The sequence below is a fragment of the Actinokineospora pegani genome (assembly GCF_009745975.1).
In the GTDB taxonomy this organism is placed as follows: Bacteria; Actinomycetota; Actinomycetes; order Mycobacteriales; family Pseudonocardiaceae; genus Actinokineospora; species Actinokineospora pegani.
Genome location: NZ_WHOL01000050.1, coordinates 39,208 through 53,321 on the forward strand (window position 1 = coordinate 39,208; position 14,114 = coordinate 53,321).

A 14,114-nucleotide genomic window follows, 5' to 3' on the forward strand; every position below is an offset into this window, starting at 1 on the left:
TATCACATCTGGGCGCGGATGAGGTCGGCCAGCGTCGCGATCCTGGCGTAGACGCCGGGCCTGCCCGGCTGCGCGCAGCCCTCGCCCCAGGAGGCGACGCCCGCCAGCCTGCCCGCGACGATCATCGGTCCGCCGGAGTCGCCCTGGCAGGTGTCCACGCCGCCCTCGGGCAGGCCCGCGCAGACCATGGAGGTGGCGGCGTAGTCGGCGTAGGCCGTGGAGCACTCGGTGTCGGCCACCACCGGGACCTCGGCGCCGAGCAGGTAGCGCGACCCGGAGCCGCCCTCGGCGGTGCGCCCCCAGCCCAGCACGGTCGCGGGCGCGCCCGCGGCGTAGGCCGAGGGGTCGGTCGCCAGCTCGATGGGCGGGTTCGACAGCGGCCGGTCGAGGGTGAGCACGGCCACGTCGTTGCCCGCGGTGACGCTGGTGAACTCCGGGTGCACCCAGACGCGCTCGATCTGGGCGACAACGCCGTCAGCGGTCAGCTTGTCCTCGCGGCTGGCCACCACCCGCACGTCCTCCGGGGGCTTGGCGACGGCGCAGTGCGCGGCGGTGACCACCTTGTCCGCGCCGACCAGGGTGCCGCCGCAGAACTGGCGGCCGTCGGTCGAGGCCAGGAACACCATGTACTGGTGGTCGGCGATGCTCACCCGCGCCCCGCCGATGACCTGCTCCCCGGCCTTCGCGCTGAACGGCCCGGTCAGGGCCGCCGCCGTGGCGACGACGACCGCGGCCAAGACCGCGATGCTGGGCGCGCGGCGCAGGGCGCCAACCGGACTGGTGCGCATTCCGACTCCCGAGCGTGAGGCTGAGCAACGGTCTGTAGCAGCCTAGGTCGGCTGGGCCCCGGGTGGACGCCGCAAGTTGTCGCCCGACCGGGTGGTCCTTCGGGGTGGTGCATGCTGGGGCCGTGCGCCGCCTCGTCCTCACCGCCGTGCTGACCGCCGCGACCCTGGCCGGTTGCACCACGCCTGAGCAGCAGAAAGCCGCCGCGCAGCCGCCCGCGTCGACCACCGGGACGCCGACGGCCGCGCCCGCTTCGCCCACCGCGGGCGCCGCGCCGAGTTCACCCGCTCCCACCGCCGCGCCGCCCTGGGTCGTCGGCGCGACGCCGCTGCCGCTGCGCCCCGACGGCTTCGGCCAGGTGCTGCCCACCCCGCCGGTCCTGGCCGACCGGGCGCTGCCGACCCGGGACCTGCTGCCCCCTCCCGCGGGCGGCGAGTACGCGTCCACGGTGTCGCCGGTGCCCGCCGACGTCCTGGCCAGGAGCACGTGGTCCGCCGCCTGCCCGGTGGGCCGCGACGAGCTGCGCTACCTGACGATGTCGTTCTGGGGGTTCGACGGCAGGGCGCACACCGGCGAGATGATCGTCAACGCCTCGGCCGCGGCCGGGGTGGCACGGGTGTTCGGCGAGCTGCACGCCGCGCGGTTCCCGATCGAGGAGATGCGGGTGACCGCGCCTGCCGAGCTCGACCTCGCGCCGACCGGCGACGGCAACAACACCGGGGCCTTCGTGTGCCGCAGGGGGACCGGGCTGTCGTCGTGGTCGGCGCACGCCTACGGGTTGGCCATCGATGTGAACCCCTTCTGCAACCCGTACGTGAAGGGCGACCTGGTGCTGCCGGAGCTCGCTTCGTCCTATGTGGACCGGGCCTGGGAGCGGCCCGGGATGGTGCTCGCCGGGGACACCGCGGTGCGGGCGTTCGCCGCGATCGGGTGGTCCTGGGGCGGGGAGTGGTCGTCGCCGTTGGACATCCAGCACTTCTCCGCGCTCCACCGGTGACGCCGGTGGGGGCCGCGCCCGGTCCGGCGCGGCCCCCACTGGGTCCCGATGCGTGCGTGCTGGCTACTGCTGGCCGGTGGGCTGCTCCGAAGAGCCACCAGCGCCACCAGCGCCGCCAGAGCCACCAGCACCGCCGTTGCCACCGAAGCCGCGGAAGACCTTGCCCGCGGCGCCGCTGAGGCCGGAGCCGACGTCGTTGAGGATCTTGACCAGCGGGTCGGTGGAGTTGGTGAAGCCGTCCTTGTAGGACTTCGCCGCCGAGCGCAGGTCGTCGCTGAAGTTCGACGTGGGCGTGTCCTCGTCGCGGCGCTGGTAGTCGCCCGCGAGGATGTTCCGGTAGTCCTCCGAGGCGGCCCAGCGCTGCAACTGCGCGGCGCGGACGACGGCCAGCGGGTGCGTCATCGACTCCACGTTGCGGAACTTGTGGATGCTGTCGCGCAGGTCCTCGGTGCCCTCGTACTCGCTGGCCTGCTCCAGGAACGACGGGATGTCGATCTGGGTCAGGTCGGTGCCGCCCGCGAGGTAGATGTGCGTGCGCAGCGCCGCGGCCGGGTCCTGCGAGACGAGCAGGCCCGCGCGGTCGGAGGTCAGCTCGGCCTTGCGGTACCACTCCCTGAGCGCGGCGATGACCGCGCGCAGGCCCAGCGCGCCAGCCGGGATGAAGCTGACCGCGCCCTGGATGTGCAGCAGGCGCTGCAGCAGCGTGCTCAGCACCGCGTGCCCGGACAGGATGTGGCCCATCTCGTGCCCGATGACGAACCGCAGCGACTCGGTGTCCAGCGCCTCGACCAGCGCGGTGTTGAGCACGATGAACGGCTCGTCGATGCCGACCGCCATGGCGTTGGCCACCGGGCTGCGCTGCACGTAGATCTTCGGCACCACGTCGAGGTCGAGGATCTGGGCGCTCTCCTGGCGCAACTGCTCGATCTTCGGGTACTGCCGCTCCCCGACCCGGATCGCCGAAGCCAGCGCCATGAGCCGCTCGCCGCGTTCGGAGAACAGCCCGGCGACCCCCTTCAGCACGTCCGACACCCCGGGCACCGCGCGCAGCGTGGCCATGGCCCCCCGGTCGGCGGGGTGCTCGTAGGCGCGCGGGCTGATGCGCGCGAAGCGCACCCGCGTCGTGCCCTGCGAGACCTCGTTGTCCGTCATGTTCCTGGCCCTCCCTTGCCTTTGCCGACCACAGTAGGCCCGATGCGGCGCGGGCGGGCCGGTTTGCCCACAACCCCAGGGTCTTCTCAGGGAAGACCCTGAGCGGGGGCGGGCCACCGCGACTAGATTCGGCCAGGACAACCGCAGGAGAAGAAAGAGGGAATCCCGCATGAGCCTCGACCGCCCGGTCGCGCCCGACCCGTACGAGCTGCTGCCCGCCGCGGCCTCGTTCACCGTCACCTCCGACGACGTGCGCGACGGCGAGAAGCTCGACCGCAAGCACGTGCACGACTCCGCGGGCGGCGCCAACTCCTCCCCCGCGCTGAGCTGGAGCGGCGCCCCCGAGGGCACCAAGAGCTTCGTGGTCACCTGCTTCGACCCCGACGCCCCGATCCCCGGCGGCTTCTGGCACTGGGTCGCGGTGAACATCCCGCTCGGCACCGGCTCGCTGGTCACCGGCGCGGGCGACAGCGACGCGACGCTGCCCCAGGGCGCGTTCCACGTGCGCAACGACATGGGCGCGCACGCCTACGCCGGGGCCGCGCCGCCGGAGGGCGACCAGGACCACCGCTACTACTTCGTCGTGCACGCGGTGGACGTGGAGGCCCTCGACGTCGACGGCTCGGCCAGCCCGGCCGTGGTCAGCTTCAACCTGGCCTTCCACACGCTGGGCCGGGCGGTGCTGACCCCGACCTACCGGCACTGACCCACCGCGCCGACGATCGGGGGAATGCCGGGACCGGTCGATGGGGTTGGATGACGACGTGCACTTCGATCTGGTGATCATCGGGACCGGTTCCGGCAACTCGCTGCTCGACCCGCGGTTCGCGGGCCTGAAGGTGGCGATCGTGGAGCGCGGGGTGTTCGGCGGGACCTGCCTCAACGTCGGGTGCATCCCGACGAAGATGTTCGTCCACGCCGCCGACACCGCGCGCACGCCGTCGCTGTCCTCGCGCCTGGGGGTGGACGAGACGCTCGACGCCGTCCGGTGGACCGACATCCGCGACCGGGTCTTCGGCCGGATCGACCCCATCGCCGCGGGCGGGCGCGAGTACCGGCTCCACCACGGCGACAACTCCCACGTCACCGTCCTCGAGGGCGACGCGCGGTTCACCGGCGAGCGCGAGCTGGAGGTCACCCCCACCGACGGCGGCGCGGCGCGGACCGTCACCGCCGACCGGATCGTGCTCGCCGCCGGGGGCCGCGCGGCCGTCCCGGACTGGCCGGGCCTGGCCGGGGTCGAGTTCCACACCAGCGACACGGTGATGCGGCTCGACGAGCTGCCCGCGCGCATGGCCATCGTCGGCGGCGGGTTCATCGCCGCCGAGTTCGCGCACGTGTTCTCCGCCTTCGGCGTCGAGGTCACGCTCGTGGTGCGCGGCGACCGGCTGCTGCGCCACGAGGACACCGACATCAGCGCCCGGTTCACCGAGCTGGCCCAGCGGCGCTGGGACGTGCGGCTCGGCCGCACGGTCGCCCGCGTCAGCGGCGACGGCCAGGTCAAGCGCCTGGAGCTGGACAACGGCGACGTGGTCGAGGCCGAGGTGCTGCTGCTGGCGGTGGGCCGGGTGCCCAACTCCGACCAGCTCGAGGTGGCCAAGGCGGGCATCGAGGTCGCCGCCTCCGGCCACGTCGTGGTCGACGAGTTCCAGCGCACCACCGCCGAGGGCGTGTGGGCGCTGGGTGACATCAGCTCGCCGTGGGAGCTCAAGCACGTGGCCAACCACGAGGCCCGCGTCGTCCAGCACAACCTGCTCAACCCCGACGACCAGCGCGCGGCCGACCACCGGTTCGTCCCGCACGCGGTGTTCACCAGCCCGCAGATCGCCTCGGTCGGCCTGACCGAGCAGCAGGCCCGCGCGCAGGGCCGCGCGTTCGTGACCGCGACGGAGGACTACGCGAACATCGCCTACGGCTGGGCGATGGAGGACGCCACCGGCTTCGCCAAGGTGCTCGCCGACCCGGCCACCGGGCAGCTCATCGGCGCGCACATCATCGGCCCGCAGGCGCCGTCGCTGATCCAGCCGCTGATCCAGGCGATGAGCTTCGGCCTGGGCGCGCGGGAGATGGCCAGGGGCCAGTACTGGATCCACCCCGGCATGCCGGAGCTGGTGGAGAACGCGCTGCTCAACCTGCCCCTGGACTGACCGGTGGCGGCCAGGCCCCGGTCAGACGTACCTGGGCCTGCCCGCCACCCAGCCCGCCACCAGTTGGCCGAGCAGCACCAGCAGGACCAGCAGCATCGAGGCGGTCCAGCTCCCGGTGGCGGCGTGCAGGTAGCCGAACAGGAACGGTCCGGCCGCGCCGATCAGGTAGCCGACGCTCTGCGCCATCGCCGAGAGCGACGCGGTGTCGGCGGGGGTGGCGGTGCGCAGCGAGATGAGCATGATCGCCAGCGAGAACACGGCCATGCCCAGCCCGACCAGCACCGACCACAGCAGCGGCGCGGCGGCCGGGGCCAGCCACAGCCCGAGCGCGCCCGCCATCCCGGCCAGGGTCAGGCCCGCGATCCAGGTGGACTGCTGCCCGGCGCGGGCGGCGGCGGGCGGGACGAGCATGCTGACCGGGACGCCGACCATGCTGGCGACCGCGAGCATCAGCCCGGCCTGGCCGCGCTCGAGGCCCGCGGAGACGAACAGCTCGGGCAGCCAGCCCATGACGACGTAGGCGACCAGTGCTTGCAGGCCGAAGAACGCGGTGACCCACCAGGCCAGCCCGCTGCCCCACAGCGACCGGCGTGCGACGGCCGGGCCCGCGGCCTCGGCGGCGGTGTGCCTGGCGGCGAGCGACCACAGCAGCAGCGCCCCCGCCGCGAGCAGCGCCCACGCGGCCAGCGCGGCCCGCCAGCCGCCCAGCGCGGCCTCCAGCACGGGGGTGGCGGCCGCGCCGATCCCGCCGCCCGCGGCCAGGGCCGCGGTGTAGACGCCGGTGATCAGGCCGACCCGGTGCGGGAACGCGGCCTTGATCACGACGGGGATCAGCACGTTGCCCACGGCGATGCCCGCGCAGGCGACCAGCGTGCCGCCGAGGACGACCGCGGGGCCGTCGACCACGCGCAGCAGCAGGCCCGCGGTGAGCACCGCCATCGCGATACCGACCGCGCGGGCCGTGCCCACCGCCCGGTTGAGCCGCGGCGCGAGGATGCCCGCGACGCCGAAGCAGACGGCGGGCACCGCGGTGAGCAGGCCCGCCCACGCCTGACCCGCGCCGACCGACACCCGGACTTCGTCGAGCACCGAGGCCAGGCTGGTCACCGCCGGGCGCAGGTTGGCCGCGGCGAGGGCCACCCCGGCGATCAGCAGCGGCGTGCCCGCCAACGCGGTGTTGCGACGTCCGGACGTCCTGGTGCGGACTGAACGGCCCTGGTGCGCCATGGTGGACGTGACACCCTGGACATCCGCGACGAACACCTCGCCCGAGCCCGACCGCGGGCGGCGCTGGTCCGTCATGGGGACGAGTATGACGAACGTAGGATGTTTGACTGAGAGGATGGCGCTGTGCCGTTGGCCACTACCCGGCGATCCGGTCTCGTCGACCAGGTGATCGACCAGATGCGCTCGGCCATCACCGGCGGCGAGTGGAAGGTCGGCGAACGCATCCCGACCGAGCCCGAGCTGGTCGCCGCCCTGGGCGTGGGCCGCAACACCGTCCGCGAGGCGGTGCGCGCCCTGTCCCACGCCGGCCTGCTGGAGGTCCGCCAGGGCGACGGCACGTTCGTGCGCGCCACCAGCGAGTTCTCCGGGGCGGTGCGCAGGCTGGCCGGGGCGGAGCTGCGCGACGTGCTGCAGGTCCGCCGCATCCTGGAGGTCGAGGGCGCGCGCATGGCCGCCCAGAACCGCACCGACGCCGACCTCGCCGAGCTCGACGACCTGCTCGGCGCGCGGGACCGGTCGATGGCGGCCCAGGACTTCGCCAGCGGCGTCGACGAGGACGCCGCGTTCCACATCGCCGTCGTGCGCTGCTCGCACAACCCGCTGCTCACCGAGCTGTACCAGGGCCTCACCGAGATCGTCCGCGCCTCGGTCGCCAGCACGGTCACCGCCGCGCCCGCGACCGCGGCCATCGACCACGGCGGCCTGCTCGCGGCGATCAGGGCGGGCGACACCGACAAGGCCGCCAAGGAGGCGGGCGGCTTCCTCGACGAGCTCATCGCCCAGCTCGACTCCGCGGGCTGACCGGTCTCACCGCCCGGCCGGGGCGCCGGGCGGGACGAACGGCAGGCCCGCGGGCGCGCCCGACTCGATCAGGCGCAGCAGGGCGCCGGTGTCGAGGTGGTCGGCCACCAGGTCGCCCAGCAGGTCGAGCTGGGCGGCGCGGGCGCCCGCGAACGAGGTGCCCGGGGCGGGCTCGAACCCGGTGCGGCCCGCCAGGTGGGCGACGTGGGCCAGGAACCCCCGGCGGACCGCGTCGTCCTCCAGGAGCCCGTGCCAGTGCGTCCCCATGGTCGAGCCGGAGACAGCCCCCTCCTCCGCCCCGTCGGGCAGGACCACCAGGCCCGGGTGCGCCGAGCGGGTGACCCGGCCGTGGTGGATCTCGTACCCACTGGCCCGCTGACCGAAGGCGGTCCCGGTCGGCCGGGCCAGGGTCTTGGCGCGGGCGAACTCCACGTCGAGGTCGAGCAGGCCCAGGCCCGCGACCTCGCCCGCACCCGACTCCACCTCGTCGACGATCCGCCTGCCGAGCATCTGGAAGCCCCCGCAGACGCCGAGGACGGGCAAACCCGCGGCGGCGTGCGCGCGGACGGCGTCGGCGAGACCGGTCTCGCGCAGCCAGGCCAGGTCGGCGACGGTGGCCTTGGAGCCGGGCAGCACCACCAGGTCGGCGTCGGCCAGCCGGGAGGGCTCGGTGACGAAGCGGACCGACACGCCCGGCTCGACGGCCAGCGCCTCCACGTCGGTGGCGTTGGAGACCCGGGGCAGCCGGACCACGGCGACGCGCAGCCACTGCTCCCCCAGCGGCGGCTCGGGCCTGCCGACCACGCCGTCGGCGGTGTAGGACAGCGAGTCCTCGGCGTCGATCCACAGCTCCTCGCGCCACGGCAGCACGCCGAGGACCGGGCGACCGGTCAACGCCCTGAGCTGGTCCAACCCCGGGGCCAGCAGCGCCGGGTCGCCGCGGAACTTGTTGACCACGAACCCGGCCACCAGGGCCTGGTCGGCGGCGTCGAGCAGGGCCAGCGTGCCGAACAGGTGCGCGAACACCCCGCCCCGGTCGATGTCGCCGACCACGAGCACCGGCAGGCCCGCCGCCCGGGCCAGGCCCATGTTCGCGATGTCGGTCGCGCGCAGGTTGATCTCGGTCGGCGACCCCGCGCCCTCGCAGATGACCACCTCGTAGTCGGCGCGCAGCCCGGTCAGGGTGTCCAGCACGGTCTCCAGCAGCCCCGCCTTGAGCGAGCGGTACGACTGGGCGCTGGTCACCCCCACCGGCTTGCCCAGCAGCACGACCTGCGAGGTGCGGTCGGAGCCGGGCTTGAGCAGCACCGGGTTGAACCGCACCGACGGCTCCAGGCCGCACGCCGCCGCCTGCAGGGCCTGGGCGCGGCCGATCTCGCCGCCGTCGGGGGTGACCGCGGAGTTGTTGGACATGTTCTGGGCCTTGAACGGCGCCACCCGGACCCCGCGCCTGGCCAGCCACCGGCACAGGCCCGCGACCAGGACGCTCTTGCCCGCGTCCGAGGTCGTGCCCGCGACCAGCAGTGATCCGGTCATCGCAGCCTCCGCCTCCGTCGTGTCGGACTGGGCTGCCATCATCCCCGTCATGTCCCGCGCATCGGTCACCGCCGTCCTGGTGCACTCGCCCTACCTCGGCCCGGCGACGCTGCGGCCGCTCGCGGACGCGCTGACCGCGCTCGGCCACCCCCCGGTCCTGCTCGACCTGCTGCCCAGCGTGGCGGAGGCCCCGGTGCACCAGCGGCTGGTCGGCGCGTTCGCCGACGCGGTGTCCGACGCCGAGGTGCGGGGCCCGCTCGCCCTCATCGGGCACGGCGGGGCCGGGCCGCTGCTGCCCGCGTTCGCCGACGAGCTCGAGGAGCTCGACGTCAGCGCCCTGGTCTACCTCGACGCGGAGCTGCCGACCCCCGGGCGCAGCGTGCGCGAGCTCGACCCCGAGCGGTACGCGGCGGCGGCGCGGGCGGGCGGGCGGTGGGGCGAGCCGCTGGCGGCGATGGTCGAGGACCCGGTGCTGCGCGCGGAGATCACCGCGGAGCTGCCGGAGGTGCCGCTGGCCTACCTCAAGGAGGCCAGGCCGACCGTGCCGTGGACCGGCCCGACCGGCTACGTCGCGCTGTCGGACGGCCAGGCGCTGCTGGCCGCGCGGGCGGCGGGCTGGCCCGCGTGGGACCTGGGCGCCCACCACCTGGCGTGNGGCCGGAGCCCGTCGCGCACGCCGTGCTGGGGGTGCTGGCCCAGCTCAGGGGAGGGTGAGGATCTCCGCGCCGGAGTCGGTCACCAGGATCGTGTGCTCGAACTGGGCGGTCCAGGACTTGTCCTTGGTGGTGACCGTCCAGTCGTCGGCCCACATGTCCCACTCGGCCGTGCCGAGGGTGATCATCGGCTCGATGGTGAAGGTCATGCCCGGCTCGATCTCGGTCGTGTCGTCGGCGTTCTCGTAGTGCAGGATCACCAGCCCGCTGTGGAACGAGCGGCCGATGCCGTGGCCGGTGAACTCGCGCACGACGCCGTAGCCGAAGCGCTTGGCGTAGGACTCGATGACCCGGCCGATGACGTTGAGCTGGCGGCCGGGCCGCACGGCCTTGATCGCGCGCATGGTGGCCTCGTGGGTGCGCTCGACCAGCAGCCGGTTCTCCTCGGCGACCTCGCCCGCGAGGAAGGTGGCGTTGGTGTCGCCGTGCACGCCGCCGATGTAGGCGGTGACGTCGATGTTGACGATGTCGCCGTCCTCGATCGGCGTCGAGTCCGGGATGCCGTGGCAGACGACCTCGTTGAGCGAGACGCAGCACGACTTGGGGAAGCGCCGGTAGCCCAGGGTGGACGGGTAGGCCTGGTGGTCGAGCAGGAACTCGTGCACCACGGCGTCGACGTCGTCGGTGGTGGCGCCGGGCTTGACCGCCTCGCCGCCCGCCCGCAACGCGCGCGCGGCGAGCCGCCCGGCGACGCGCATCGCCTCGACGACCTCCGGCGGCTGCACGTGCGGGTCGGTGTTCTTGCGCGGCGCGGGCTTGTCCACGTACTCCGGCCGCACGATCGAGGACGGCACGGCGCGGCGCGGAGTCTGGACACCCGGGGTCAGGACGGCACGGGACATGCCGACCAGCCTACGACCCCGCCCTCAGCCGGTGGCGGCGAGGAACCGGCCGGTGGCCGCGACCGCCGTGCCGGACTGGCCGACGTCGGTGAGCAGCACGGCGAACGCCAGGTCGCCCCGGTAGCCGACGAACCAGCCGTGCGAGCGGGTGCCGTCGCCGAACTGGGCGGTGCCGGTCTTGCCGCGCACGTCGCCGTACTGGGCCAGCACGCCCGCGGTACCGCCGGTGACGACCTCGGCCATCATCAGCCGCACCCCGTCGAGCACGGCGGCGGGCACCGGCTCGGGCGCCTGGTCGACCTTGGTCTCGGCGCCGCGGATGAGCACCGGCTTGGGCACCGACCCGGACGCCGCGGTGGCGGTGGCCACGGCCATGCCGAACGGGCTGGCCACGACCTTGCCCTGGCCGAAGCTGTCCTCCGCGCGCTGGTTGACGTCACTGGCCTGCGGCACCGACCCGGTGATCGTCGTCACGCCGGGCACGACGTAGTCCACGCCGATGCCGAACCGCTTGGCCATGGCCGTCAGGTCGCCCGCGCCCATGCCCTTGGACAGCTCGGCGAAGGTGGTGTTGCAGGAGAACGCGAAGGCGCTGCGCAGCGGGATGACGCCCTTGTCGAAGCGGTCGCTGTTGGGGATCTCGCGGCCGTTGACGACGATGCTGGCCGGGCAGCCCACCGGGGTCTCGGGGGTGACCGAGCCCGCCGCCAGCGCCTGCGCGGCGGTGACGATCTTGAAGGTGGAGCCGGGCGGGTAGCGGCCGGTCAGCGCGAGCTGGCCCTGGGCGTCGGCCGGGGCGTTCTGCGCCACGGCGAGGATGTCGCCGGACGAGGGCTGGATGGCGACGATCATCGACGGGGTGGCCTCGCCCGCGATGGCGGCCTGCGCGGCCTGCTGGATCTTCGCGCTCAGCGCCACGGTGACCGCCTCGGCCGACTCGGCGGGCTTCTCGAACAGCACCTCGTCCTCGTTGCCCGCGCTGTCGACGGTGAAGACCCGGTAGCCGGACTTGCCCTTGACCCGGTCCTCGATGACCTTGCGGATGGCGGGCAGCAGCGTGGGGGCCAGGGCGCGGTCGACGGCGAGCAGCCGGGACTCGGCGGTGAACCGCACCCCGGGCAGCTCGTAGATCGCGGCCTTGACCTTCTGGTAGTCCGCGTCGCGCAGCGCCACCACCTGGTAGGCCCCGCCCGCGGCCTTGGCCCCGTCGGTGATCGACTGGACGGTGATCGCCGGGTCGATGCCGCTCAGCGCGCCCGCCAGCGCCTCGATCGTCGCCGGGGCCTGCTCACCTGCCTTGGACTGCTCGAACAGCACCGAGATGACCCGCTCCGGGGCCAGCACCGCGGTGCCGTCCCGGTCGAGGACGGGGGCCAGGCTCGGGTCGGCGTCCCGCACGGCCAGCGACTGCTGCGCGCTCAGCTTCGGGTGCAGCACCGACGGCGACCAGCGGACCTTCCAGTCGTCGCCGGAGCCGACCAGCTCGAACGACCCGTCGTAGGCCCAGGTGCGGGCGCGGCCGAGGTCCCAGGTGACGCGGAAGCTGGCGCGGGCGCCCGACGCGGTGGTGTCGACCTTCTCGACCTGCGCGATGACCGTCGAGGGCTTGAGCGCGCCGCGCACCTTGTCCATCAGCGCCTTCGCCGACTCCGGGGAGTCGGTCTTGTCCGCCGCGGTGGCGGAGTCGCCCCCGGCGAAGGCGGCCAGGAACTGCTCGGCCGACTGCTCCGGGCCGTTGTCGGAGTCGACCAGACCACAGCCGGGGAGCACCAGGGCGACGACGGCGAACAGGGCGGAGAGCCTGCGGGTTGGGGCGCGCACGGTCGCGAGTATGCCCGGTTCGCCCCGCCCGGGTGCGGGGTCCCGGCCACGCGGGTCAGAACAGCACGGTGGCGTACTGGCCGACCTGCTGGAAACCGATCCGGTCGTAGACCGCGCGGGCCGGGGTGTTGTAGCCGTTGACGTAGAGGCTGGCCGTGCGGCCCATGGTGGTGACCAGCCGCTCCACGACCGCGGCGGTCCCCCCGGCCGCGTGCCCCTGGCCCCGGCGGTCCGGGTGCACCCACACCCCCTGGATCTGGCCGACGGCGCGGGACATGGCCCCGATCTCGGCCTTGAACACCACGTCGCCACCCTCGAACCGGGCGAACGCCCGCCCCCCGGCGATCAGCTCGGCCACCCGCGCCCGGTACCCGGCCCCGCCGTCGCCGAGCCGGGGGTCGATGCCCACCTCCTCGATGAACATCGCCACGGCGGCGGGCAGGTACCGGTCGAGCTCCTCGGGCCGCACCGGCCGCACCCGCGGGTCGGCGGCGACCCTGGGCGCGTCCGAGATGGCCATCAGCGGCTGGTCGGCGCGCACCTCGCGGGCAGGCCCCCAGTCGCTCTCCAGCTCCGCCCACAACCCCATGACCTGCTCAGCGGGCCCCACCATCGACGAGCACATCCGCCGCCGCCGCAACGCCCGGTCGGCGAAGGCCCGCAGCGCCGCGCGCTTGCCACGCAACGGGATCATGTTCGGCCCGGCGAAGCACAGCGCGTCGAGCCGACCGCCGCCGCGCAGCCCGCGCGGGTCGCAGCCCCACACCTCGCCCCCGAGCCGCCAGGGGTCCAACCCCACGGACTCGATCCTGGACGCGACCATGCAGCTCGCCACCGGGTCGCCGGTCAGCACCGCCCGCACGGCCTGCCCGTCGCGCTCGTCGAGCAGCCTCGCTCCTGCCAGCCGCAACACCCTTCAAGATTGCCAGACAAACGCCGTGGCCGACATCGGGGAACCCGTTCGGCGCAGGCGCCTGGACCTGATCAGCTCACGCTGACGGTGGGGGCGCCGGTCTCGCCGTCGACGGGCTCGCCCATCTCCTCGGCGATGCGCATGGCCTCTTCGATGAGGGTCTCGACGATCTGGTGTTCGGGGACGGTCTTGATGACCTCGCCCTTGACGAAGATCTGGCCTTTGCCGTTGCCGGAGGCGACGCCGAGGTCGGCTTCGCGGGCCTCGCCGGGGCCGTTGACGACGCAGCCCATGACCGCGACGCGCAGTGGGACCTCCATGCCCTCCAGGCCTGCGGTGACCTGCTCGGCGAGGGTGTAGACGTCGACCTGGGCGCGGCCGCAGGACGGGCAGGAGACGATCTCGAGCTTGCGTGGGCGCAGGTTCAGCGATTGCAGGATCTGCGTGCCGACCTTGATCTCCTCGACCGGTGGGGCCGACAGCGACACCCGGATGGTGTCGCCGATGCCCTGGCGCAGCAGCGCGCCGAAGGCGACCGCGGACTTGATGGTGCCCTGGAAGGCGGGTCCGGCCTCGGTGACGCCCAGGTGCAGCGGGTAGTCGCACTGCTCGGCGAGGATCTCATACGCCCGGACCATGACCACGGGGTCGTTGTGCTTGACCGAGATCTTGATGTCGTGGAAGTCGTGCTCGGCGAACAGCGACGCCTCCCACAGTGCCGACTCGGCCAACGCTTCCGGGGTGGCCTTGCCGTGCTTGGCCAGCAGGCGGGGGTCCAGCGACCCGGCGTTGACCCCGATCCGGATGGGGGTGCGGTGGTCGCGGGCCGCGTGGGCGATCTGTTTGACCTGGTCGTCGAACTTGCGGATGTTGCCCGGGTTCACCCGCACCGCCGCGCACCCGGCCTCGATCGCGGCGAAGACGTACTTGGGCTGGAAGTGGATGTCGGCGATCACCGGGATCTGCGACTTGGCCGCGATCGCGGGCAGCGCCTCGGCGTCGTCGGCGGACGGGCAGGCCACCCGGACGATGTCGCAGCCCGCCGCGGTCAACTCCGCGATCTGCTGCAACGTGGCGTTGACATCCGAGGTCAAGGTCGTCGTCATCGACTGCACCGAGATCGGGTGGTCCGAACCGACACCCACCGTCCCGACCTGCAACTGCCGGGTCTTGCGGCGC

General features: G+C 73.7%; 12 protein-coding genes. 4 read left to right on the top strand and 8 right to left on the bottom strand.

Features of this window, described 5'->3' with window-relative positions; genetic code table 11:
- Positions 1-2: 2 nt before the first annotated feature.
- Positions 3-788 (bottom strand): S1 family peptidase, encoded by a 786-nt coding sequence (locus tag GCL84_RS05045; protein WP_156754169.1) that lies wholly within the window; start codon positions 786-788, stop codon positions 3-5.
- A gap of 122 nt (positions 789-910) precedes the next feature.
- On the opposite strand from GCL84_RS05045, the gene GCL84_RS05050 reads away from it, so the two are divergent.
- Positions 911-1,783 carry a M15 family metallopeptidase gene (locus GCL84_RS05050; protein WP_235926003.1) on the top strand — a complete coding sequence of 291 codons (873 nt, stop codon included), beginning with the start codon at positions 911-913 and terminating at the stop codon, positions 1,781-1,783.
- A gap of 63 nt (positions 1,784-1,846) precedes the next feature.
- Here the strand turns inward: GCL84_RS05050 and GCL84_RS05055 are convergent, their stop codons facing one another.
- A complete protein-coding gene (locus GCL84_RS05055) occupies positions 1,847-2,935 on the bottom strand; it encodes a M48 family metallopeptidase (protein ID WP_156754170.1) in 1,089 nt (362 codons plus the stop codon).
- Between the two features lie 169 nt (positions 2,936-3,104).
- On the opposite strand from GCL84_RS05055, the gene GCL84_RS05060 reads away from it, so the two are divergent.
- Both GCL84_RS05060 and GCL84_RS05065 read left to right on the top strand, forming a co-directional pair.
- Complete coding sequence (locus tag GCL84_RS05060) at positions 3,105-3,641, top strand: YbhB/YbcL family Raf kinase inhibitor-like protein (RefSeq protein WP_156754171.1); 537 nt, start codon at positions 3,105-3,107, stop codon at positions 3,639-3,641.
- Between the two features lie 40 nt (positions 3,642-3,681).
- Positions 3,682-5,082: a mycothione reductase gene (locus GCL84_RS05065; RefSeq protein ID WP_156754172.1), complete on the top strand. Its 1,401-nt coding sequence runs from the start codon at positions 3,682-3,684 to the stop codon at positions 5,080-5,082.
- Between the two features lie 21 nt (positions 5,083-5,103).
- On the opposite strand, the gene GCL84_RS05070 is transcribed toward GCL84_RS05065, so the two are convergent.
- Entirely contained in the window at positions 5,104-6,384 is a 1,281-nt protein-coding gene (locus tag GCL84_RS05070) for an MFS transporter (RefSeq protein WP_328618757.1), read from the bottom strand.
- A gap of 48 nt (positions 6,385-6,432) precedes the next feature.
- Here GCL84_RS05070 and GCL84_RS05075 point away from each other — a divergent pair, with 48 nt between their 5' ends.
- Positions 6,433-7,110, top strand: a complete 678-nt coding sequence (locus GCL84_RS05075; RefSeq protein ID WP_156754173.1) for a FadR/GntR family transcriptional regulator — start codon at positions 6,433-6,435, stop codon at positions 7,108-7,110.
- A gap of 6 nt (positions 7,111-7,116) precedes the next feature.
- On the opposite strand, the gene GCL84_RS05080 is transcribed toward GCL84_RS05075, so the two are convergent.
- The 5 genes from GCL84_RS05080 to ispG form a co-directional block, all read right to left on the bottom strand.
- A complete protein-coding gene (locus tag GCL84_RS05080) occupies positions 7,117-8,646 on the bottom strand; it encodes a cobyric acid synthase (RefSeq protein ID WP_156754174.1) in 1,530 nt (509 codons plus the stop codon).
- 700 nt (positions 8,647-9,346) lie between these two features.
- Entirely contained in the window at positions 9,347-10,201 is an 855-nt protein-coding gene (gene map / locus GCL84_RS05085; RefSeq protein ID WP_156754175.1) for a type I methionyl aminopeptidase, read from the bottom strand.
- 24 nt (positions 10,202-10,225) lie between these two features.
- Positions 10,226-12,022: a penicillin-binding transpeptidase domain-containing protein gene (locus GCL84_RS05090; protein ID WP_156754176.1), complete on the bottom strand. Its 1,797-nt coding sequence runs from the start codon at positions 12,020-12,022 to the stop codon at positions 10,226-10,228.
- A gap of 55 nt (positions 12,023-12,077) precedes the next feature.
- Entirely contained in the window at positions 12,078-12,935 is an 858-nt protein-coding gene (locus tag GCL84_RS05095; protein ID WP_197523027.1) for a GNAT family N-acetyltransferase, read from the bottom strand.
- 71 nt (positions 12,936-13,006) lie between these two features.
- The coding region (gene ispG, locus GCL84_RS05100) for a flavodoxin-dependent (E)-4-hydroxy-3-methylbut-2-enyl-diphosphate synthase (protein WP_156754177.1) at positions 13,007-14,114 on the bottom strand (1,108 nt) is incomplete at its 5' end.

Excerpts from the sequence above, each read along its gene's own strand:
- GCL84_RS05045 (WP_156754169.1), bottom strand. The coding sequence starts at position 788 with ATGCGCACCAGTCCGGTTGGCGCCCTGCGCCGCGCGCCCAGCATCGCG.
- GCL84_RS05055 (WP_156754170.1), bottom strand. The coding sequence starts at position 2,935 with ATGACGGACAACGAGGTCTCGCAGGGCACGACGCGGGTGCGCTTCGCG.
- GCL84_RS05060 (WP_156754171.1), top strand. The coding sequence starts at position 3,105 with ATGAGCCTCGACCGCCCGGTCGCGCCCGACCCGTACGAGCTGCTGCCC.
- GCL84_RS05065 (WP_156754172.1), top strand. The coding sequence starts at position 3,682 with ATGGGGTTGGATGACGACGTGCACTTCGATCTGGTGATCATCGGGACC.
- GCL84_RS05070 (WP_328618757.1), bottom strand. The coding sequence starts at position 6,384 with ATGACGGACCAGCGCCGCCCGCGGTCGGGCTCGGGCGAGGTGTTCGTC.
- GCL84_RS05080 (WP_156754174.1), bottom strand. The coding sequence starts at position 8,646 with ATGACCGGATCACTGCTGGTCGCGGGCACGACCTCGGACGCGGGCAAG.
- map (WP_156754175.1), bottom strand. The coding sequence starts at position 10,201 with ATGTCCCGTGCCGTCCTGACCCCGGGTGTCCAGACTCCGCGCCGCGCC.